The following is a 23,068-nucleotide window of genomic DNA, read 5'->3' as shown; positions in this document are numbered from 1 at the left end:
TTTTTGCAGTCCCTTTTTGACTATTTGAATGTAGTGTTTAATTTTTCTTCATGTACTCATATACATTTTTAGTCGGGATATTAAGTAAAGAAGAGATTTCAGTGATTTTCATTCCAGCTGTTTTCATTTCTCTCACTTTGTACATCATTGCTTCTTCATATTCTTCGGCAATAATGAACAAAGGGTTTAATAATGACTCCCATATCTCATAATCAGAGAAATTATTTTTTGCTATTATTTTTGCTAATAGTGATTTTACATCATTTACCTTTAAAGATTGCTTTCCTAATATTAATTCTCTTTCTTCAAGAAAACATTTTATTTCTTTTAGAATATTTATGAATGAATCCATTGAATTCGCTATGAAACTACCAGTTCCCCAACTCCCTAATCCGTGCAACAATAATGACACTGGGTAACCTTCTTCATTTAAATCTATAATAATTGGATCACCACACAGCGTTTCATAAGCAATAACAATCCAGTTATCATCCCAGGAACCCTCTTCACCGGTTATAAGAGAATTTCCTTCTAAATCGAAACTATAGCCCACTTGATACTTACCTAATTGTTCAAAAAAGAATACCTCAAAGTCTACATAGTCTTTAATTTTTTCATACTCTAAATTGATTTGCTTCAAGTTCCTTTCAATGTCTTCTTTTTGTTGAAAGGAATTAAACATTAAATTATTCAAAGTAACAACATCCTATCATCCTTTCGTTATATAAACGAAAGGGTTATCTTTTTAAATGGTTGAAATATACATACTCCAATAGGCCTCTAGCTGTCTTTCTTGAAAAATGGTTAAGCTACTCATATTTAATATTTCTTCTTTTAAAACCTGAACTTTATCTTTTTGCTTTATATTATAAAAGTTTTTACCAAGTTCTACTCTTAATCGGTTCTTTACAGATAAATTACCAAAGGGATCGAAATAAGAATCTATTCTCGATTTATCCTTCACCCCTGTGTAGGTAAAGCGTTGGTAGTAGTTTAACTCCTTCTCAAGCTCAATGTATCTTTTTATCGCCTCGGATTCCGTAATTGTTTCCTTTAATAGCTCTAATTTAGTCTCTATTAGCTTTACTTCACTTGTATAATCATGTTCTCTTAATATGTTTAAGTTTTCTTCTACCCACTTTACATCTACTCCATAGTCTGACTGCAAGCCTAAAATATTAAAGGAACAAATAGCAAACGCATCCTTTACCTCTATATGCTCTTTGATTTCCTCTACTGATGGGTAGCCAAATTTGGAAGGTTGGATAATCTCAACGGATGGATTGTTAAATAATATATTTTCTATATCGTTCTTGTGTAGGTGGTTAACAATGATTAATAATGTTTTACCTGCATTTTCTTTGGCTATGGCTTTAATACTCATTGCCTGCATATAAGTTCTATACTGAAAGAGTCTTCTTGAAAAATCCTTTTCCCCTGATGATTTCGTTTGAATCCACTCATTCATCTGTTTAATGACTTCTTTTCTTTCGGAATAAAAGAAGTCTTCTTTTAAGTTAGGAAAAGATACAAATTTCTTAAAAGAGTTTTCTCCTCTGACAAATGCTGGTTGATCAATATCATTTATACCGAGTGCTAATTGTTGATCATTTGGGGAGGCATTCCAATCAAAGGGAAAAACAGGTATTCCCCTTTGTCGCGCATACGGTAAAATAATTTCCTGCTGCTCATAAGTAAAATCCTGAAAGTCTAATCGGGCAAATTTTTCAGGACTTCTTTCTATTCCTATTAAATCTGGCTTTACTCGATCAAAGAATGCACGATAAACGGCAGGTTGACATTCTCTTGAAACTAGCTGATATGCATGGCTTACTCCTAAAATTATCAATTTAGATTTCATATCATCTTATCCCCCCACCTTAGTTGCTAATCAGCGATCTATATTTAAAAATTCTGTAAATTCGTTTATACTTATTTTAACATATTTTCTATATCCCTTTCGGTCAATTTATTTAATTCTTTTATGAATGCTAAATGCCCCCTAATCTCTATTTGATATAATAAAAAAGAAGGAAAAATTTATGTAAATATAGGAGATAGTAGCTATGAAAATTGCCATATTCACAGATATCCATGGAAATGGACTTGCACTGAAAGCCACCTTAAAGGATATTGATGCAAGATCAGATATAGAAGAAATCTGGTGCTTGGGCGATATGATTGCAATGGGACCAGATACAAACGAAGTGCTAGATCTTTTATTTTCTCGACCTGATATCCGAATGATTACAGGTAATCATGATGAGGCTGTACTATCTCTCAAAATAGGAGAAGGTCATCCAGATAGCTATAAGCATACTCGCGAACATCATCATTGGATAGCTGACCAATTAAGCGATAGAAATGCAGACAGACTTAAGAATCTTCCACGTATTCTTGAAAAAAATATAAATGGAGTGCATATTCTCGGCATTCATTATCATATAGAAGAAAAAAAGAGATTCGCCAATATAAAGGATGAGCCCTTTTACACCATTTTAGATGCCACATTAGAAAACATGGAGAAAATGTTTAAATCATATCCAGCAGACATAATCTGTTTTGGACATCATCATCCTGAACATTTTTTCTCAAATGACAAGCAGATCTATTTAAATCCAGGAGCTCTCGGAGTATCAAAAGGAAGCACTGCTCCTTATGCAATTATTGACGTTTCAACTGGCAAAACAACTGTTACTATTCACCATGTAAATTATGACAAAAGAGAATTTCTGGAAAAATTTAAGTTGCTAGATGTTCCCCAAAGAGAAATACTTTTTAAATTATTTTATGTAGGAGAATAAGCGCTCATGTTACAAATTATATTTTAAACACTAATCCCTTGAAGCTAAGTAAAGAGGCAGTGAGTTAATTCTTGTAATAATCCATAACTATAAGGATACCTTGTTCTGAATGAATTCCGTTTTGGTAAATATTAATTTAACTAAAGATGTTCTCTTTTATATCTGAGATTATATACAGTTTTCACTTGATATCAAAGAATTTTAGTTGTTCGGAGCAAAGGCGGCGACTCTTAGGGGACACGCGCGTGGGAGAGACTACAGGCTCGACTCGTACCCCCAGGAAAGCGTCCGCTGTAACGGATAACAACGACTTAGTAGTAGAAAAGAGTCCCGGAAATTTACTTATAGTAAATTTTCCGGGACTCTTGAATTTCTAAGGTGGATTTTGTCCGAGCCTCATTTTATTTTAATTCATCTTTGATTATATCAATTAAATGTTAATTAATAGTATTTTAATGATACTCATTAATGCTTTTTCACTTTAAATCAGTAAAGTGTATTGACCCTATTCTGAATAGTTCTTATAATTAACAACAATCTGTAAGGATGGGAGACAGCGATAATGAAAGATTTTATAAGTAAATTACTTACTGGTATGAGTATTGGAATTGTGGTAGCCCTAATACCAAATGCATTGCTTGGCGAAATGCTAAAATTGTTAATTCCACACTTTCCTGTTTTACAGCCAATATTCGATATAACTGTATATCTAATGAGTATGCTTTCTATTTTAATTGGGGTGATGGTTGGAATGACCTTTAAGCTGACTCCTATTCAAACAGCTAGCGTTGGCTTAGCTGCTATGGTTGGAAGCGGGGCCATTACAAAAACAGCAGATGGTTTGTTTGCCTTAAGTGGTATAGGAGTGGTATTGAACACAGGTATAACAGCTGCATTAGCGGTATTATTTGTGAAATTTATCGGAGATAAGCTGAAAGCTTATGCGATTCTTTTAATCCCTACCTTAACTATTTTGTTTCCAGGTTTGATTGGTTACAATCTATTGCCGTTCATGAAAAAATCAACAGGCTTATTAGGTGATGGCATCGCTTATCTTACAACCTTACAACCAGTTGTTATGGGAGCAGTAATTGCAGTTGCATTTTGTCTTATCATTTTATCTCCTATATCAACTGTTGGTGTTGCAACTGTCATTATGCTATCTGGAATTGGCTCTGGGGCAGCTAATTTAGGGATTGTAGCCACAGGTGTCGGCCTAGCAATTGCTAGCTACAAAGCAAATAACCTAGGTACTGCACTAGCACACGTGCTTGGTTCTCCTAAAATACAAATGCGCAACTTTTTTATGAAGCCTAAAATTGTTTTTCCAATGATTATAACAGCTGCCATCCTAGGTGGATTAGCAGGAGCTTTAAATATACAAGGTACACCGATGAGTGCCGGCTTTGGATTATCTGGTCTTATTGGTCCTTTAAATTACATAAATCTAGCTGAGGGCGGATGGAACCTAGAGAATACTGCAATTATGCTGAGTACTTTTCTGATTCTTCCCATTGCATTAAATATTGGGTTGATATATTTGTTTTCTCGTAAGCTGAAAATGATTAAATCACAGGATTACAAGCTAGATTTTGAATAAGTGTACATACGAGGATTTTTTGTGTGACTTAATTAGAATTAAACTCCTATCAGCATCATACTATTTTTCAATCATAAAGAGCTATCCTATTTGAATCAGACATCTACTAACGTTTATGACTAAAAAATAAAAAGAGAGATAGCGATTATGCTATCTCTCTTTATTTATTTATAACTATCAAACAAGTCTTGGACTGTATAATAGGATTTTTTTAAACGTTCCTCGTATTCTGGTAAATCCCAGTTATCCCATTTATAGCTTTTCAAAGTCTGCAACTTGCCAGCTTCCATGGATGGCAACGTATCTTGAATACTGTCCTGCTTGTCCATGAATAAGGCTCCTATATATATTTCATCCACAAACTTGCTTGCCTCTATTCCGTCCCTATATAAATCACCAGTAAACTCTTTTTGACTTGGATCCTTTGCACGTATTAATAGCCAGGGGATTCTAAGCTCAATCTTACCGTCCGCTATATAATAGTCGGCCAAAGAATCATAATCATCGGCTTCTGGGTCTCCATTACCTTTTTTCAGCTTACCAGCTTCATAGGCTTCAAAGGGAAGTGTAGTATTTTGTTGAGGCAAGTATAATTCCTTGTTTAAGGCATACTGCTCTACTACAAATTCACCGCTATCTAGTGAAGTGGTACTTGGCTTTGGCTTAAGTAAATTTAAAACATGACCATATTGATACGAGAAAAAATCATAATATTTATCGACCAACAGTCTAGATTCACTTTCCTTAAGATTTAGTATGAAATCTATGCCGTTATTAAAAGAAAGATCGGATATACCGTTAATCTTTGTATTCCCTTGATCAGGAACAATATCCAAAAGGAAGATAGGATATCCATCATTTTTGGTCTCATAGTCAAGCCTTAGATAAAGGTACCTTTCGTCATGGTCCACATATAAAGAGTTGATACTTCCATCTTCTTTTTTATATAGAGGCTCTACTTCCCACTCATCCGTTTCTCCATCCACTTTTACTTTATGTCGATCAAAACTTAACAAACCAAATTGTTGCTCATTTGTTTGAGCATTAGACCAATAAGGGCGTCTATCTGGATTATCATAGTCAACTGTATTCCAAGTTCGCTTAAACCATTCATCCTGCCAGGTGAAAACCAAACCACCTAGTAGCTTCTCTGCCATGATATCTTCAAATAGACGGCTAATTATTTTTCCCTGCTCGTCTTCAGAAAGGAATCCTTGATTCCACCCAAATGGGTTTTTATGTGTTAGCCCCCTCGAACCAGGCACCCCAAATTCGGCTATTAAAACAGGGAGACGATGTGCCTCATGCAATTCTTTTAAATATGCAGCATAGCTATTAAATTCTCCACGATGGTCAACAAAAGTTTGATAAGATTCTTCATAATTAAAGAAGTCCGGATAATAAGGATATACGTGATATGAAGCAAATTGGTTAGTTAGCTTCATTTCATTTTTAGTATAAATTACGTTTGGGTCCACTCCTACTAAGTCTTCCTGCTCAGCAGGTTCTGCAGGATGATCTAAAATATCTGTTGTCACCCAATTTGTAAAGCTCATAGGTCTAATCCAGTTATAACGTTCCTTTTCGTACTTAACGATAGTATCCATTTGCTCCGCTAGCCAATATTCAAATGGCTTTGCTCCCTGAGTTTCAAAATATGTACCGCTATATTCTCCTAAGGAGCTATACTTCTCGTTCGTATTTAACACCATATAGGGATACCACTCAATTCCAAGCACCCATCCGGCGATATACTCAGAAACGTCTGCAGTATATACACCTGAAGCATGACCAGCCCTTTCCTTCACTGTTTTGTTTCCATGAATAACATCCACAATGGTCTTCATCTCTGTTTGAAAATCTTTTAAATTTTCTTCATCGAAGGCATCTAATGATTCCTCGAGCTTTTCTTCATTGATCCAGACCCCGTGTAGCACATAGATTTTATTGTCATGTTCTTCATTATAGCGTTTTAGGGCATTGTAAAAGCCTGGTGGATGCAGTGTATAAACACGTACCATGTTCGCGTTCATTTCACCTATTTGTTCAAACCAGCGATAGTATTCTTCTTCAGTGATGGCAGCTTCACCTGGAAAGTAGCCTGGTTTTCCCATACCAATGTTTACTCCCTTGACTGTTAAAGGAGTCCACTTGTCATTCTCAAACACTTCAAATGTCTCACCCTGAATTCTTGCGGTATAGCGTAAGTCAGTTTCCATTACGGTTTCCTCACTTGTATCGAAGTCTTCTAATATAACCTTCATCATAGGAAAATATGTGGACCAATAAAAAGCATTTTCCGCAAATCTCTCTGCTAAGTTATAGATATGAGAAAGACCCTTCAGCTGATAAAAAGACGGTACCTTTGCAACATCATTAAAATCTCCTGCAAAATAATAACTGGAAGAATGCGAATGTGTTTTCTCCAAAACTGCTGCAAACTCTGTAGGTATAGAGTACTCCTCTAGTAAACTCTTACCAGCCTCTGTTAGATCCCATTGATAGTTAGCTAAAACCTTTGCACCCTCTTTGGGAAGGACAATGTCAAACCAATATTGGTAATCTGTACTTTGCTCTAGGTCAAACTTTGATTCCCCAGTCTCCGTAAAGGCTACTTGAATTCCTTTCTCCCCAAAATGTTTATCACTTTCTAAAACTAAAACTTCATTTTTGTCATTTACTAAAACAAAACCTCCGCCTTTATAGTTCCAACTTTCTACGGCGTCAATCATCCACTTAGGAATCTCTTCATTGCTTTTTGGGTCCAAATCTGCGAAGTATCGCCCTGTCCACCCAGTCCAATTGAGTCCTAGATAATTTTCTATACTCTCTCTAACTTTAGGCTCGGTAGGATATGCAAAAGTATTGAACTCGGCAATTAACAAGCTTTTTTCTTGATCATTTAGTCTTTCAAGAATATGATTCCATTCCTCTTGCTCAAGTCCTCCATACACCTTATTGCTACCCTCATAGACACCGTAAGTATCTGCCAAATAAATCACGTCATAATTTGAGTAATCTTTGGGTAATTGTCGTGTTTGCCCCTCTTTTTTGTTCGGTATATACCCATAGTAGTCTGATGTAGCATCATATTCATCGTTGCCATTTGAATATTTCAAATGATTCAATAGCCAAGTAAGCCCTAAATGCTCTCGATAAGACTCATCTGGTACCGTTTTATCTATGATAGCTATACTCATCTTATTAGCTGGCTCTATAAACCAAAGAATAATTGGTAGAAGTAAGATGAAGAGAATAATAACACAAACTAAATAAAATCGTTTCATCTCCACTATCCTTTCTGAGAAAGACCTTTACGCTGCATAGTTCCCCACACATTTTTCCCTAGCATGAAATGGACAATTCCTTCACATCTCCAAAATAGAGTTAGTGGCTTGTACCAAAAAATTTCTGTGAGGGAGATAACAATTAACCGAAAGACATCTCTCACTTTTGGGAATGTATTTGTGCTCCATGCCTCCAATAATATCGATAATGCTGAAAAAATTGCCCCATAAACCACAAATAATAGGGAGAGTAAAATAGCAATTTCATAATAAATGTCTCCTAAAAAGAAGGCAAAGATAATATATACATATCCACCTAGCTCAATAATTGGCCCCAAGCATTCAACAATCCAGAAATAAGGAAAAGAAATCATACCAATCCCACCGTACTTTGGATTGAAGGTCATCTTTCTATGCTTCCATAGGCTTGTAATTAAACCTTGATGCCATCTTCTTCTTTGCTTTCTTAAAGTAGCTAAATCTTGTGGAGCCTCTGTCCAACAAACCGGATCTGGAACAAATTCTATACGTTTCTTAGAATTTCTTTCCTTTAATAGGCGATGTAGCTTAACAACCAATTCCATATCTTCTCCAATGTTATGCTTGGAATATCCTCCAGCCTCTATGACCCATTGCTTGGAGAAAACACTGAAGGCTCCGGATATAATTAGTACCAAATTAAATTTACTAAGAGCAATTCTTCCCATAAGAAAAGCTCTCAAATATTCAACTACTTGCATGACAACCAAGAAATTATCGGATAGGCCGGTTTTAAAAATAGATCCTAGTTGAATATCTGACCCATTAGCTATACGGATATTCCCTCCAGTCGCTATTACTTCGCCGTTAGACAAAATAATTGGCTTCATCACCCTCAACAGAGAGGTTTCTTCTAGTATAGAATCACCATCTATGGAGCAAAAATAAGGATACCTCGCTACATTGATGCCAGCATTTAACGCATCTGCCTTTCCCCCATTCTTCTTGTTTACTAACAGTAAATTAGGGTGAATATCGGATTGGTAAATATCTAGTATAGGTTCCGTAGTAAGCTGATCTCTTATAATTTTTTTTATCTTTTTCATTTTAAATTGTTCGATTACTTTCTGTTGTGTAGTGTCTGTAGAGCCATCATTGACTACTATTAGCTCTGTTTGTGGATAACGTAGGCTCAAGAGAGAATGTATACTATCAATTACACCCGCTTCTTCATTGTATGCGGGCACAATAATAGACACAGGCTTTGAATAGATGACATCAATATAATCATCGTCTAGTTCATCCTTGTCCAGCTTAGATTGCTTTCTTAGCTGGTGGAAGGCCATTAATAGCATAATACTGTAAGTTAAAATAACGATAAGCATATAAAATAATATTATTCCCGCAAAAAATAATAGAATATATTCAAGAATATTAGCTAAGCCCATTATGGTTTTTGTCCTTTCCCTAGTGCCTCATAGGCCATATCAATTGCGTATCGATCACTAGAATTTTCTATATACTCCTCCAAACTCTCTCTCCCATTTTTATCATTCATCATAGTTCTGGCAGCCTGTGATCGAACCCACCAGGACTCGTCCTCTAACAATATTTGTAAATGGGGTAACGTGTAGGATAGTGGTAATAGCTGAAAAAGCTTAGCAATCATTAATCTCTCCTCCCAAATAGGAGATTTCACAAACGGCAAATAAGTTTCCGGATTTATAATAACTCCAATTTCATAAATTGCCCTTAGGGACCTTATACGAATTTCTACATCCTCTTGCTTCAATTGCACTTCTAAATGAGGTAAATACTCAATATCTCTTTTAAGTCCCATCGTTTCAATTAAGGAGTAGCGACAAGTCTTAGGTAAATCACCTATTTTATCCGTTAAGTTGTCTATTAGCTCTGGTGTGAGATTTAAAAGAAGCTTTTTATACTCATATTCTGATAGAGGAACAGTACTGACTAACATATGTTGTAAAAATAATTTCTTATTAAAAAGCGAATATATCTTTAAAAGCTGAAAGTATTCTTCTCTTGAAATTCTTTTTCTACCTAGCTTTTCACAATCCTTTTGAAGAGAACTAATCCTAAAATCCTCTATACGAAACATAGCGTTCATTCGCTTGCTCCAACTCTTACTATGCAAAAGAACGCTATAGTAATCCTTTAGGTATCTATTGGAAAATTCACTGATTTTATCTTGTATAGATTCGTTAGAGAGATTTTTTAAATATGTAGCAAAAATTTCTTCTATGCCCATTATCTCTTCTCTACTGCGAGGAATGAGATACTTGTTAAAAGGTATCCCGTCTATTAAAAAGCGATGCCAATCCCCTTCATAGTCGTGAACATAAGACTCAATTTTCCCATTAACTTTTACTTCTCTTATTCTCTTAAAAATTAAATATAATCCAATTGATATTAATATCAGGGTTAATAGAAAGATAAGCAGAAGGACAAACTTAATCGATATCTGAATCATAGCCATAGCCTTTCAAAGGTTCTTTTAATTTGTGCTTCAAATAACCTAAGATTAAAAGGTTTTATTAAATACTCATCTACCCCTATTTCATAGGCATAGAGCATGTCCTCCTCGGTTTTTTTCTTAGTCATCATGAAGGTTATAAAACGCTGACTATTAGGGAGCTGTTTAACCGTATGTAAAACTTCCAAGCCATTTTTTCTCGGTAAAATATCATTCATAATAATAATGTGCGTATGACTAGTAAAATACCAATCAGATTTTAAAAACTCATAGCCATCGGAAAATGCTTTAATCTCTAATTCGAAATAGTCCACATTCATCTTTTCCAACGATGAGCTAAGTACTCTACGGAATATCTCATTTTCCTCTAATATACTTATCTTAATTTTTTCCATATCTTTTTCTTTAAAATCCTGTATGTAATTAACTTCAAAGGAGCCACCGCGATTAATTACTTCCTTTAGAGCCCCTACTCCAACCTCTAACAGTTTTTCAAAATCTACACGATTGTTTCCTATCTCTACAACACTTGCATAGAGAGTTGAGGTCGACACTATTTTTGAATCTTTAAATAATCTGTTAAGAAATGCTTGCGCTTCTCCTTCACCACTTTGAGATAGTATAATACACCAGTTGTTTGGCTCAATTAACTCAAAAAGAAAATCCGTTTTTCTAATCTTGCTGCCTAAATATGAAGTTAAATCATTTTGCTGAAATATTTCTTCCTTTAAAGAAGCCGATAAAAAAACTGCAGTAATAGTTGTGCGAGAGCGGACGACATTAGCTTTTAATACATTAAAGAATTCTTTAATTTGAGTAAAATTTTGTTGAGACCCAGCTTCACTCCTATTTTTAGTTAAGCTCATTCCTTCACCTCTTTTAGAAATATTATCCATTAATTAATTTTTATTTACAAATAATATAATTTTACCATTTATATACCCATTTTATTGAAGAATAGACAATTTAAAATTTTCTTTTATATGTATCCCTTACATAGTTCCTACACTTAGTAAAAAATCGTCGATTTCCGTTTCAGGTACAACGCTTTCCGCGAGCACCACGGCCTCAGCCTTCAATCCAATCGACTAATATTGAACAACCCTACGAGGAATTAAACTTGTTCATGCAAGCAATCCAAAATGTCCTCGAAGTGTCGTTTAATAAAAAAATTTTAAAAATAAAAAATACCCAGAGTGGTGAAACTCTCCGGATATTTTATCTTATTGAAGAATAGTCTGCTGACTGCTTTATCTATTTATAACTTATTGATAAAAATCTTTAGGTATTGCTCCTATTGTACGACGATGATAAAGTAATGGATTCTTTTCCTCATTTTTTATATCCACAACTTTACCTATTAATATAGTATGATCTCCTGCATCCACCTGCTTAAATAAGGTACATTGTAAAACCGATTGACTATTTGTTAAAATGGGCAGATTTAACTCAGATTCACTCCAATCACATCCTGAGAAACGGTCCTCTATTCGACTAGCGAATAAATTACATAATTCACTTTGATCATCAGCTAATATATTTACCGCAAATTTATCTACCTTTAAAAATTCTTCATATGAAAAAACTCTTTTATCAATGGACCATAATATAAGTAATGGATCCAGAGAAACAGATGCAAATGAGTTAACCGTCATCCCCATTGGCTTGCCTTGCTCATTTAAAGCAGTGACCACCGTGACTCCTGTTGGATAGTTCCCCATAGCTGCTTTGAAATTTTCTATTTGTTTAGATTCATTTTCCATCTGGCAACTTCCATTCTTTTTTCTTTCATCATATCAAATGACCTATATTCTTTCACATAATAAGTTTTATCTTTTGTTTAAATTTTGTTCCTACGGGTAAAGTATCTATGTAGAACAAACAACTGGAGGGATTTTATATGACAGTCAAATTAACCGTAGAAAATGCCGTACAGGCTAAGCAAGAAATCGAACGATTAGAAACTCAAGGATACCATAAAGACCATATCCACATTTTCGCTCATTCAAAAGAACGTGCAGATGATGTAAATGATGCATTAGATACATCTGATGTTGGTATGAAGGAAATGGGATTCCTACAATCCATGAAAAATATGTTCACTTCACGTGGAGATGAATTAAGAGCAAAAATGAGCGGAGCAGGCTTAACTACTCAAGAGGCAGAGGCTGCTGAGAGAGAACTAGATGAAGGTAAGCTAGTTATTGTCGCTCACGACCCTAAATAAGAATAAACAAAAACAGCCCATTGTTAAACAATGGGCTGTTTTTTTGTCTTACGAAGCCGCACCAAGGTTACAAGTAATATGTACAGTGTGGGGGCTAAAGTAGTTAGTATTACAAGTCCTCTCCATCCTAATTGTTCCCATATCGGTCCAAGTAAAGTACTCCCGGCTCCTACTCCTATATAGTAGGACACGAGGTATAGACTAGAGGCGCTTCCTTTATGATGATTTGCCTCCCTGCTAACTGAAGAGGCCGCTAAAGAATGGGCTGTAAAAAAGCCTAAACACGCCACACATAAACCAACCACAATTATTCAAACGGAGCTACTCATTGTAAATAGTACACCTACACTTAATACTAAAACTCCTGTTATTAGTACCTTTCTTTGACCAATTTTGCTCGCAAGCCAGCTTGCGAGGGGAGAACCAATTACTCCAAGGCCATAAGCGAAGAACAAATTAGAAACAGCATCAATGGAAAGTAAAAAAGGTTCTTCAGTAAGATGGAATGGGATATATGTCCAAATCCCATTAAAAGATAATTGAAGCACAATTCCTAAACCGAACATCAAAAGTAAAGATGGATTTTTTAAATGATAAGTAAAACCTTCTAAGTCTTCTCTCAAGCTAGCTTCTTGAGGCTGAAAGTTCCTAGATTTAGGTAAAGCAAACAAGACTAAAATAAACACAAACACACCACTGGCCGCTAAAATATAGAAAGCTTTTTCCCAAGAGAAATGCTCAGTTGCATAGCCTGTAACTACTCTACCTATCATTCCTCCTAAAGCATTGCAGGAAATATATAAGGCAGTGGCTACGCTTATAAATTTCTTATTTATTTCCTCACTTATATAGGCAAGAGCCGTAGAAGGTACACCTGCCAATAAAAAACCTTGAACAAATCGTAAAAAGATAATCCAACCAAAGCTCTCTGTTAGAGGCATGAGAATAAAAGGTAGGAGTGATCCAACAAGGGATATTTTCACAAAGATAGTTCTTCCTATTCGATCTGAGAAAAAACCTAAAACAACTAACCCTATAATTAGACCACATGTAGTTAAAGACATCGCCATACTTGAGTATGAGACCTTAACATTAAACTCCTCCGTAAACATTGGAAGTATTGGCTGGACCGAATACATAGCACCAAAGATAAACATGGATGCAAACCCCAGGCTCATTACTATTCTCCAAAATTGAAAATCTCTAATAGAATATCCTTTAAAATTTCTTGAGTCACTCAATATTATCCCATTCTTTCAGGAAGCCACTTGCCACTCACTACAAGAGATTTGCTCCTATAGGTGGTGTGATCATACCTAGCTCCGTATTTAATTGTCATAATTATAGCAAAAATAATAATATTTTTCCTAAAGAATATAAGTTTTGGTAAATAAAATAGGGAAAGTATTGGGTTTTTAGAAATAGCTCTAGTAGTTTAAATAACGAGTGTAGTACGGTAACTTATATATTTTCCCTTGAGTCCTTTGTGTTTTAAGTCCGTTTGTTGCACAATAAACATATGAATCTTGAAGAGGTGAAATCATGAAACCAGTAATACTTGCTGAAAAACCAAGTCAAGCTAAAGCCTATGCAGATGCTTTTTCAGTTAAGCGTCATGAAGGCTATATTGAAATCTTACCCTCACCTATTTTTCCTGAAGGAGCTTTTATCACTTGGGGAATCGGACATTTAGTAGAATTGAAGGAACCTAAGGCATACGATCCCAAATGGAATAGATGGTCACTTGCAAGCCTGCCTATATTGCCTGAGCGCTATGAATTTCAAGTGGCTAAAGGAAAATCCAAGCAATTTACAATCGTAAAAAAATTGATTAAATCTACCGACACGGTTATTAACGCCTGTGACGTTGATCGCGAAGGATCTAATATCTTCTATAGTATTTATAACCAAACAGGTGCAAGAGGAAAAAATATTAAACGTTTATGGATTAACTCTTTAGAAATAGATGAAGTGCGAAAAGGATTCGCCAATCTACAGAACAACCAAAAGGATTTACTAATGTATGAGGAAGCAAGAGCTCGACAAATCAGTGATTGGCTTGTCGGTATGAATGCATCTCGCCTATATTCTCTCTTATTGAAAGAACAAGGGATTCAAGATGTATTTCCAATCGGCCGAGTTCAATCTCCTACACTATATTTGATCTATCAGCGTCATATGGAAATTGAAAACTTTGTATCAGAGCCTTTTTATGAGATAGAAGCCGTTTTTACAGCTGAGCATGGAAGCTATAAGGGAAAGACAAAAGCAAAGGAGCCAAAAAGAGAAATTATTCAAGCTCTTTTAGCAAAGCACGGCATTCAACCTAATTCGCCAGGCATAGTTACTTCTGTAGTGACGCAAGATAAGCGAATTCCGCCTCCACAGCTTCATTCGTTATCGACTTTGCAGGCTACAGCTAATAGATTATGGAAAATTAGCCCTGCTAATGTATTAAAGGCAATGCAAGGACTCTATGAAAAAAAACTAGTGACGTATCCTAGAACTGATTCTCGCCATATCACGCCCAATGAGTTTGCTTATATAGTTGGGCAAGTAGAAGATTATCAAAGACTCATCAATCAACCGTTTCCTATAGCCTCCCGTTCTCCGAAAAAACGCTATGTAGATAGCTCTAAGGTACAGGAGCATTATGCGATTATTCCAACCAAAAAGATTCCTTCTCCATCGGTTCTTGCCAAGCTTTCACCGATGGAGCGAAATCTTTATGAAGAGATTGTTCGAACAACTCTAGGTATGTTTCATACTGACTATCTTTATACGGAAACTAAGGTAACAACCGACGTAAATGGACTACTTTTCTTTACAACTGGAAAAACTGAGGTCGACAAAGGCTGGAAAGCTCTTTTTGTTCGTTCTTCTAATGAAAAAGAAAAAGAAGAACCCACTCTTCCTCCTTTAACTGAGAAGGAGCAGGTTTCAAGCAAAATTGAAATTAAAGAAGGAAAGACCACACCTCCCAAACCATACACGGAAGGTCAGTTAATAGCGATGATGAAAACCTGTGGAAAACTTGTAGAGGACAAGGGTGAAACCGAAATTCTAAAGGAAGTAGAAGGATTAGGTACCGAGGCTACTCGTAGCGGAATTATAGAAACCCTAAAAAAACATAGCTATATACAGGTAACTAAAAATATTGTTTCAATAACAGATAAAGGTCGCGTCCTATGTCAAGCGATCGAAGGCAATCTACTCTCTAGTCCTTCTATGACTGCAAAATGGGAAAACTATCTTCGTAAAATAGGGAATGGAGAAGGTTCTCAGGACCGTTTTCTTGGAAGCATTGCAAAGTTTATTTATAGCCTAATTAATGAAACACCAAGTCAGTTAAAAAATAAAAATATTACTATAAAGCTTCCTCCTAGGGAGCCAAGCTCAAAGTATGCGAGGTTTAAACTGGAACCTATCGCTCCATGTCCTAAATGTGGACAAGGTTCTATTGTAGCCCGTAAGAATTTTTATGGTTGCACTAATTATAAAAATGGATGCACACAGACATTCAATGGCTTCTTCTTAAAGAAAAAGATAACCCCAAGTCAGATAAAGCTTCTTTGCACAAAGGGTATGACAAATATTATTAAAGGTTTTGAGGCAGAAAATGGACAAAAATTTGATGCAAAGCTTGCTCTAGAAGAAGGCAAAGTAAAGTTAGAATTTAAGTGATTTTCTTTTAAAGTGAAATGGTAGGATATACTTAAAAAAATCCCCAATATACTACCATCAGTAATACCCAATTCTAGCAGTTATTGCCGATACTTTCTCGTGTAAAAAAACAGAGGTTGCCAATTTGTAATTAAATTGGCAGCCTTTTAATTTAATAATCTTTTAATCGAAAGGATATGCATAGACTGTTTCACCCTGACGGCCTCTAGTTGTAACAGCCTGAGATAAAGAGTTTATAATGGCTTCCTCCGTCGCTTCTGCTGCTGCTTGAAAGAGATCATTCATAACAGCATGGTCATCTCTCAGCACATACCTTGTTTCAACACTGATTTCAGAGACATGAGGAATTTTATGGGCGGTAGAAAAAGCAATGACAATGTCACCACTTCCGTTGCTAAAATGACTGCCTGTTCTTCCTAAACCAATACCACACCGCTTTGCAACTCGCTTAAGCTGATTGCTGCCAAGCGGTGCATCAGTTGCTAACACGATTATTATTGAACCATCTGCAGGTGTTGGATAGGCTGGTACAGAATTCTCTTCTGTTGCCTTGTAACGCTCCGCTTGAAATTCTTCTTTCTGCCCGAAATTACTTAAGACCATGCATCCAATCGTATAGGCAGTATCACTGGATGTATCATAAACTACCCTAGATGATGATCCTATTCCGCCCTTATATCCAAAACAAATCATTCCCTTACCAGCCCCGACAGCGCCTTCTTCAGCAGCTTCCATCTTAGCATTTTGGATTGCCTCTACTGCATGCTTTGGTTCCACTGGAAGCTCACGAATAGAGTTTAATCTTCCGTCGTTACATTCTCCAACGACAATATTAATAGTTCCGGTAGATACTCCAATATCAGGATTTGCTTTTAACATATACGTTAATGCACCTTGAGTAACCGCTGGTACACCAAAAGTATTAGTTAGCATTATAGGTGCTTCGATTACACCTAACTCATCTACTTGTACCAAGCCGGTAGTTTTGCCAAATCCATTTAATATGTAGCTAGCAGCGACTACCTTATGATGAAACAAATTATCGTCATGAGGTAGTATAGCTGTAACACCGGTACATGCATACTTTTCCTCTCCAAGTTCGTGCTCGAGCGTTATATGGCCCACTTTGACTCCAGCCACATCTGTAATGCAATTCTTCTGCCCCACAGGAAGATTTCCTATTGTGACACCACGTTGTCGTATTTTCATCGGCTTCATACCATCTATCCCCTTATATTATCTGGTTCCTTCCATCTATTTTGATGTGCAGATTCAACAAAATCAGATTTCTCTCCATATATTTCAATAATATCCTTAATTTCTTCTGCCCAATATTGTTCGTTCCGATTATTGGCAAGACTAGGGTAACCAGAGCCTCTTTGTAAATAATCCGAGCTTGCGACTAAATACCATTTTTCATCTTCAAGTGGAATCTCATTTAAATAGATAGTTTTAATATGTTTTCCATCGTGCTCGATTTCTAGTCCAGAGACATGTAATCCCCCTACAAATCTCCCTCTAAATCCCGGTCCACGTCCTTCAGCCAAACAAATCTGAGCATCTAAGGATGATTCAAGGGCTTCCTTTAAATTCTTCCCTTGAATCTCAAAAAGAGTAGGGTTCAACGGAGACGGGCATACTTCAATTAGTTTTTTTCTAGACATCTCACGGAAAATACCAGCGTTACAAATACCGCTGTTGATAAGGCCAATATCCGCCTTAAGCATATCCTTCAGGCCATCAGCTATTAAATTACTAATAGGATTTTCCTCCACTACATCATGCCATAGAGGAAGGGCTAAAGAATATAGTGGCTGACTTAATGTGTTAATTGCTTTATCTTTATTTACCTTTAAGATCGAAACAATTTGTGGATCCTCTTGTATTTCCTTAGTTGGTATTGTCTGAGAGTTAATAAGCTGAACCTTTCCATCCGACACTTCTATTTCGACTATTCCTAAATATTCCCCATAATTTCCGGCACTGTTCATAATTGTTTCATTAATAAGCTTTGCCTCGTTGAATAGTTTATGGTCATGAGCCGAAATGATAATATCAATTTCCTCTATTTCATTTGCTAATGGTTCGTCAGCAAAAGTGCCAACATGACTAAGCAAGATACATACATCATATTTACCTTTGTTTCTATGAATTTCTTCCTTAATGGCAACCGTATAATCGGTCATGTGAAGGCCTAGCCCCTCATTAAACACGCCCATATCTGGAGAAGAACCTGTAATTAGAAGACGTAATCCATTTTTCTCTAGAAGAGTACTCTTACAAACACCTTGAATAGCTGTTTTGTCTTTTTTCATTAAATTATTACTAATAAAAGGAATCGTACTTTTGCTAGCCATATGCTCTAATGTATCTACCCCATTGAACATTTCGTTGTTACCAATTGTAATCGCATCGTAGCCTGCAGCTTCTAGCAATTCAATTGCAGCAATCCCTTTTGTTCCCTGCAATTCAATACTTTTAAAGTCCGCAAAATCTCCCCCGTCTAACACAATGGTATCAGCGTCTCGATGCTCTCGAATTAAAGAAACTATTTTTTTATAATTGTCGAAGTGACTATGTAAATCATTCGTATGTAATATTTTTAATCTTGTCATGAACTCCAGCCCCCTAATTATTTTCTAATCATACCATATTCTAACAATTCTATTAACTTAATAATTTTAAAAAATATAAGCGTATTCCCCTAAAAACAGGGAATAATATTACTAATATTATTAAGGAGGTAACCAAATGGAAATATTTAAAGTAAACGGAGAGTTAGACAAGAAAAAACTAGCAATTAGTATTCTAGTACCCATCATCGGAGGTTCGGTTACTGGCTGGTTAGCAAATAGAAATGCACAAAAGAAGTATAAAAAATTAAAGCAGCCTTCCTTTGCTCCCCCCGCTCCTGTCTTCCCTATTGTGTGGACTTCTTTATACGCAATTATGGGATTAGCTAAATATCGTGCCGACCAAAAAGTTGAGCAGGAGGATTCCGATTCTTCCGCCATTCCCTTCTATGACTTACAGTTATGTTTAAATTTCCTATGGTCTTTCTTATTTTTCCGTTGGGGTCTCAGAGGAACAGCTCTTATAGAAATGACCATTCTGTTAGGTGCAATCGCTATGACAGCATACGAATTTCAGAAGAAAGATACTACTGCAGGTGCTCTGATGATTCCATACATCGGTTGGGTGACGTTTGCTTTAGGCTTAAATTACTCTGTGTGGAAACTAAATAAATAAAACCAAAACACCAGATGTCTAAAATAATCTGGTGTTTTTATGTCTTGTTGATTTGATATACTTAATAGAATAAAAAGACAAACATAGGAGTGAGAGAATGGAAAATTTTAAGTTAACCATGAAGGAAGCCGTCCTATTGGAAGTTTTACGAAGCAATGGTGTATCAAACAAGGAACTAATAGATAATTTAGAAAGCCATTCATGGGAGGATCTCTACTCTAATGAATATCAAACATTATTAAACGTGTATGTACAAAACAAACCTCAATTTAAAGAGTTATTAGAAAATGGGTACTCCGTAAAATTTATTACCATTAATGGATTGAAAAACTTACTAAAGATGAAATTTGAAAAAATAGAAGACCAAGATTATAAGATTAATAATCATACTATAGAATTATTAGAACTCACTCCCCAGCAGCTAAGTACCTTAAGACAACTTCTTTCTATCAACTGGGTTGTAGAGGAATATGAGCGTGAAGCATTAGACCCTGCCTCGTCTATAGTAAAAATCTATCCTATTGTAGTATTCCAATAATTAATTACAAAAAACAGTTAGGACCTGTATTTTTCCAGGCCCTACTTTTATTTGTTATTTGTAGCTTGATGAAGCTTTAACTCCAAATCAGCCCACATAAACTCTTTTGTTTTTTCATCCCATTTCATTGCTATAGCCATGTAGTCTATTACCTCTATTTTCCATTTTTGAGCAATAGTAATATTAAACAATATACTCCCTGTCCTTCTTAATAAATAGTCTACTGCAGTTATTGCCATCTCATGGTCAATTGCATAATGGAGAGTTAATTTCATAATCATCGGTAAGTTTGTTTCCTCTAATACATTATCCGCTAGCTTAAGAATTTTATCCGTATTAGTACCATACATTGCAGCCAGCGAGGTTGCTTCTTCGTTGGTTAAACCTAAAGTCATTAAGTCTTTTGTTTTCCTTGATATGTAGCTCGCATAGTCTGTCGGGCTTTTAAATTCACCTCCAGATAATTTCAAGGTTTTAGTAATTGAATTTCCAACCGAAATGCCGCTTTTTTGTAAATCCTTACACAATAAATCAGTAATCGTTTCAGCCATCTTTCGGTAACCAGTTAATTTTCCTCCTGCAATTGTTATAAGACCTGTTTCAGATGTCCAAATCTCGTCTTTTCTCGATATTTCAGAAGGCCCCTTCCCTTCCTCTCGAATCAATGGTCTAACCCCAGCCCAGCTAGATTCAATATCATTGATTGTAAGTTTCGTTTGAGGAAACATAAAATCTATACATTGAATTAAATAGTTTTGATCGTCCTTATCTATGCTTGGATTGACTAAATCTTCTTCAAAGACAGTATCTGTAGTTCCCACATAAGCTTTGCCTTCTCTAGGAATGGCAAATACCATTCTTCCATCTGGTGTATCGAAGTAGACAGCCTGCCTTAAAGGAAATCTTTTCTGATCTATTACTATATGAATACCCTTTGTATGCAGCAAACTTTTTCCTGCTATTTTTTTGTCTAAACCAATTATACTTTCTACCCATGGCCCCGAAGCATTAACTATTTTCTTCGCAAAAACATCGAATTGACATTCAGATATAAGATCATTCACTGTAATCCCACAAATCTTCCCATTTTCCGAATAAATTAGCTTTTCGGCTTTCACATAATTAAGGAGATCAGCTCCCTTTTCGTAAGCTTTTTTGGCAACCTCTATTGTGAGTCTTGCATCATCTGTTCTATATTCGACATAGTACCCTCCGCCAACCAAATCCTCCTGCTTTAACAAAGGCTCTTTTTCAATGGTCTCATTTCGAGTAAGCATTTTTCTTCTTTCATGTCTTTTCACTCCTGCTAAAAAGTCATATACCATGAGACCAACAGAAGTTGAGTATTTTCCAAAGGTCCCCTTTTTATAAATAGGTAAGAGCATCCACTCTGGATGAGTTACATGGGGCGCATTAAGATAAACAATCTCCCTTTCTTTTCCGACATCTGCGACCATTTTAACCTCTAGCTGTTTTAAGTAGCGAAGACCACCATGGACAAGTTTAGTTGACCTGCTAGAAGTTCCAGCAGCAAAATCCTGCATTTCTACTACTAACACTTTTAAACCTCTCGTAGCACAGTCTAAAGCAATTCCCGTACCAGTAATACCTCCACCAATGACTATCACATCATAGTGGTTCTCCTCTAGTGTCGACAGTCGTTTCTTTCTTTCGATATATGAAAAATTTTTCATTATTTTCTCCTTTGCATTAAAAAAGACCATTACAATAAACTTGCACCTAGGCAAGCCTTGTAATGGTCTTCTCTACATTCTCTAACCAAAATTATTTTCTTCTGAATATTGTAAATATGTTACAATGGTTTAAAAACTAATAGATAGAAAAGGTGAGCAACGATGATTTTAGTAGACATGGTAGAGTCACAGATAATAGCTTCCGTTACTAATGAACAAGATTTAAAACAAGCAATTAATAGCAAGGCAAATATTGTCTTTCTGCTAACAGGAAACCTGCTGACAGCAGGCGGTTACATTAGTCAACTAAAACAAGCGAATAAATATGTCTTTGTCCACCTTGACTTCATAGATGGCATTTCTAGTTCAAAAACAGCTTTAACCTTTGTAGCAGACCAATGGAAACCTACAGGTATCATTACCACAAAGAGCCATGTGGTTAAGTTGGCTAAAGAAGCCGGACTAATGACAATCCAACGAATATTTTTGCTCGATAGAAGTGCGATAACTAAAGGAATTGAAATGGTAAACTCCTGCAGACCAGATGCTGTAGAGGTAATGCCTGGTATTATGCCTAAAGTAATTGACCAGCTCTCTACGAGCCTTGTTTTTCCTATAATAGCTGGAGGTCTTATTGATAACATTTCTGAGGTTCATCAGGCCCTAGAAAATGGTGCCTTAGCTGTCTCTGCTGGAATCCCTGAAATGTGGAATTTTAATCTATAAAGTAAGGATATCCCGTACACTTTCTAAAATGTATTTAGGTTTATGGACAGGATTTTCTAACATATTTAGAGTTGTAATCCCTGTCATCACTAAAACTGAATGCATTCCTGCATCATTACCCATTTTTATATCTGTTTCTAATCTGTCTCCTATCATATAGCAATTAGAAGCTTCCATTTGTAATACATCATTCAATACATAATTAGCCATCAGAGAGGAGGGCTTTCCAGTAATGAGCTTGATAGGTTCACCCGTAGTTCCTTCTAGAGCACCTATCATTGCCCCACAGTCTGGTATGTCCCCCTCTCTAACAGGACAGGTTCGATCGGGATTGGTAGCTATAATTTCTGCACCATTTTTCCAAGCTTGATAGGCTTGGTTTAGCTTATCATAAGTAAAATCTCTATCCCAGCCTAATACAACATGGGAAGCTCTAGCTGAACACTCCGCTAGTTTTATATTTTCTCCTCTAAGCTCCTCGAATAAGGGGGCTTCTCCAATCACATATACGGAGTCCTCTGGCTTCATAACCTTTTTTAAATAATGAGCAGTAATATAGTTTGAATTAATAACTTCCTCTAATTTTACTTCTATATCTAACTTCTTTAACTTTTCTACATAATCTTTTCTACTCGCTATAGATTTGTTTGTGAGAAAGATTACCTTATCTCCTCTTGCCTTCAAGCTTTTAATAGCTTCAGGAACTCCTGCGATTATCTCATTATCAATGTAGATTGTACCGTCTAAATCAAATATATATCCATTCAACGTCTTCACTCCAATAAA

General features: G+C 35.9%; 19 protein-coding genes. 7 read left to right on the top strand and 12 right to left on the bottom strand.

Going from position 1 to position 23,068, the window contains the following annotated elements; genetic code table 11:
* Positions 1 to 37 precede the first annotated feature (37 nt).
* Together MKY94_RS02355 and MKY94_RS02350 are read right to left on the bottom strand one after the other, a co-directional pair.
* Positions 38 to 694 carry an SMI1/KNR4 family protein gene (locus MKY94_RS02355; protein WP_144540030.1) on the bottom strand — a complete coding sequence of 219 codons (657 nt, stop codon included), beginning with the start codon at positions 692 to 694 and terminating at the stop codon, positions 38 to 40.
* 51 nt (positions 695 to 745) lie between these two features.
* Positions 746 to 1,861 carry a hypothetical protein gene (locus MKY94_RS02350; protein WP_144540032.1) on the bottom strand — a complete coding sequence of 372 codons (1,116 nt, stop codon included), beginning with the start codon at positions 1,859 to 1,861 and terminating at the stop codon, positions 746 to 748.
* Between the two features lie 205 nt (positions 1,862 to 2,066).
* Between MKY94_RS02350 and MKY94_RS02345 the strand changes: the two genes are divergently transcribed.
* Together MKY94_RS02345 and MKY94_RS02340 are read left to right on the top strand one after the other, a co-directional pair.
* Positions 2,067 to 2,804 carry a metallophosphoesterase family protein gene (locus tag MKY94_RS02345; RefSeq protein ID WP_342577933.1) on the top strand — a complete coding sequence of 246 codons (738 nt, stop codon included), beginning with the start codon at positions 2,067 to 2,069 and terminating at the stop codon, positions 2,802 to 2,804.
* 562 nt (positions 2,805 to 3,366) lie between these two features.
* The gene (locus MKY94_RS02340) at positions 3,367 to 4,404 is read left to right on the top strand and encodes a PTS sugar transporter subunit IIC (protein WP_144540036.1); all 1,038 of its coding nucleotides are present in this window, start codon (positions 3,367 to 3,369) and stop codon (positions 4,402 to 4,404) included.
* Positions 4,405 to 4,568: 164 nt separating this feature from the next.
* Here the strand turns inward: MKY94_RS02340 and MKY94_RS02335 are convergent, their stop codons facing one another.
* The 5 genes from MKY94_RS02335 to MKY94_RS02315 all read right to left on the bottom strand — a co-directional run bounded on the left by MKY94_RS02335 (position 4,569) and on the right by MKY94_RS02315 (position 11,927).
* Positions 4,569 to 7,691 (bottom strand): hypothetical protein, encoded by a 3,123-nt coding sequence (locus MKY94_RS02335; RefSeq protein ID WP_340844047.1) that lies wholly within the window; start codon positions 7,689 to 7,691, stop codon positions 4,569 to 4,571.
* A gap of 5 nt (positions 7,692 to 7,696) precedes the next feature.
* Positions 7,697 to 9,118, bottom strand: a complete 1,422-nt coding sequence (locus MKY94_RS02330) for a glycosyltransferase (RefSeq protein WP_151111469.1) — start codon at positions 9,116 to 9,118, stop codon at positions 7,697 to 7,699.
* The gene (locus MKY94_RS02325) at positions 9,118 to 10,167 is read right to left on the bottom strand and encodes a HEAT repeat domain-containing protein (protein WP_151111471.1); all 1,050 of its coding nucleotides are present in this window, start codon (positions 10,165 to 10,167) and stop codon (positions 9,118 to 9,120) included. Before MKY94_RS02325 ends, MKY94_RS02330 begins: the two co-directional genes overlap by 1 nt.
* Positions 10,158 to 11,030, bottom strand: a complete 873-nt coding sequence (locus MKY94_RS02320) for a response regulator (protein WP_342577932.1) — start codon at positions 11,028 to 11,030, stop codon at positions 10,158 to 10,160. Before MKY94_RS02320 ends, MKY94_RS02325 begins: the two co-directional genes overlap by 10 nt.
* Before the next feature lie 399 nt (positions 11,031 to 11,429).
* On the bottom strand, positions 11,430 to 11,927 hold the full coding sequence (locus MKY94_RS02315; protein WP_340844045.1) for a flavin reductase family protein: 498 nt from the start codon (positions 11,925 to 11,927) through the stop codon (positions 11,430 to 11,432).
* 137 nt (positions 11,928 to 12,064) lie between these two features.
* On the opposite strand from MKY94_RS02315, the gene MKY94_RS02310 reads away from it, so the two are divergent.
* Positions 12,065 to 12,391, top strand: coding sequence for a general stress protein (locus MKY94_RS02310; protein ID WP_144538564.1), 327 nt, complete (start codon positions 12,065 to 12,067; stop codon positions 12,389 to 12,391).
* A 311-nt stretch (positions 12,392 to 12,702) separates the two neighbouring features.
* Here MKY94_RS02310 and MKY94_RS02305 read toward each other — a convergent pair whose 3' ends face one another.
* On the bottom strand, positions 12,703 to 13,569 hold the full coding sequence (locus tag MKY94_RS02305; RefSeq protein WP_342577931.1) for an MFS transporter: 867 nt from the start codon (positions 13,567 to 13,569) through the stop codon (positions 12,703 to 12,705).
* 364 nt (positions 13,570 to 13,933) lie between these two features.
* Here MKY94_RS02305 and MKY94_RS02300 point away from each other — a divergent pair, with 364 nt between their 5' ends.
* Positions 13,934 to 16,075: a DNA topoisomerase 3 gene (locus tag MKY94_RS02300; protein ID WP_342577930.1), complete on the top strand. Its 2,142-nt coding sequence runs from the start codon at positions 13,934 to 13,936 to the stop codon at positions 16,073 to 16,075.
* Between the two features lie 162 nt (positions 16,076 to 16,237).
* On the opposite strand, the gene MKY94_RS02295 is transcribed toward MKY94_RS02300, so the two are convergent.
* Together MKY94_RS02295 and MKY94_RS02290 are read right to left on the bottom strand one after the other, a co-directional pair.
* Positions 16,238 to 17,284 carry a P1 family peptidase gene (locus MKY94_RS02295; protein ID WP_342578645.1) on the bottom strand — a complete coding sequence of 349 codons (1,047 nt, stop codon included), beginning with the start codon at positions 17,282 to 17,284 and terminating at the stop codon, positions 16,238 to 16,240.
* A 14-nt stretch (positions 17,285 to 17,298) separates the two neighbouring features.
* Complete coding sequence (locus MKY94_RS02290) at positions 17,299 to 18,690, bottom strand: 5'-nucleotidase C-terminal domain-containing protein (protein WP_342577929.1); 1,392 nt, start codon at positions 18,688 to 18,690, stop codon at positions 17,299 to 17,301.
* A 136-nt stretch (positions 18,691 to 18,826) separates the two neighbouring features.
* Between MKY94_RS02290 and MKY94_RS02285 the strand changes: the two genes are divergently transcribed.
* Both MKY94_RS02285 and MKY94_RS02280 read left to right on the top strand, forming a co-directional pair.
* Complete coding sequence (locus tag MKY94_RS02285) at positions 18,827 to 19,324, top strand: TspO/MBR family protein (protein WP_342577928.1); 498 nt, start codon at positions 18,827 to 18,829, stop codon at positions 19,322 to 19,324.
* A gap of 97 nt (positions 19,325 to 19,421) precedes the next feature.
* A complete protein-coding gene (locus MKY94_RS02280) occupies positions 19,422 to 19,862 on the top strand; it encodes a hypothetical protein (protein WP_154311669.1) in 441 nt (146 codons plus the stop codon).
* Positions 19,863 to 19,909: 47 nt separating this feature from the next.
* Here MKY94_RS02280 and MKY94_RS02275 read toward each other — a convergent pair whose 3' ends face one another.
* Positions 19,910 to 21,556: an FAD-dependent oxidoreductase gene (locus MKY94_RS02275; RefSeq protein ID WP_191696993.1), complete on the bottom strand. Its 1,647-nt coding sequence runs from the start codon at positions 21,554 to 21,556 to the stop codon at positions 19,910 to 19,912.
* 162 nt (positions 21,557 to 21,718) lie between these two features.
* Between MKY94_RS02275 and MKY94_RS02270 the strand changes: the two genes are divergently transcribed.
* Positions 21,719 to 22,282, top strand: a complete 564-nt coding sequence (locus MKY94_RS02270; protein WP_144538557.1) for a glycerol-3-phosphate responsive antiterminator — start codon at positions 21,719 to 21,721, stop codon at positions 22,280 to 22,282.
* Here the strand turns inward: MKY94_RS02270 and MKY94_RS02265 are convergent.
* Positions 22,277 to 23,059, bottom strand: a complete 783-nt coding sequence (locus MKY94_RS02265) for an HAD-IIA family hydrolase (protein ID WP_313955893.1) — start codon at positions 23,057 to 23,059, stop codon at positions 22,277 to 22,279. The two genes, MKY94_RS02270 and MKY94_RS02265, sit on opposite strands and share 6 nt — an antisense overlap.
* Positions 23,060 to 23,068: the final 9 nt, after the last annotated feature.

Source organism: Psychrobacillus sp. FSL K6-2843, from assembly GCF_038626375.1.
Classification (GTDB): Bacteria; Bacillota; Bacilli; order Bacillales_A; family Planococcaceae; genus Psychrobacillus; species Psychrobacillus faecigallinarum.
This window is presented reverse-complemented; position numbering and strand designations above follow the sequence as displayed.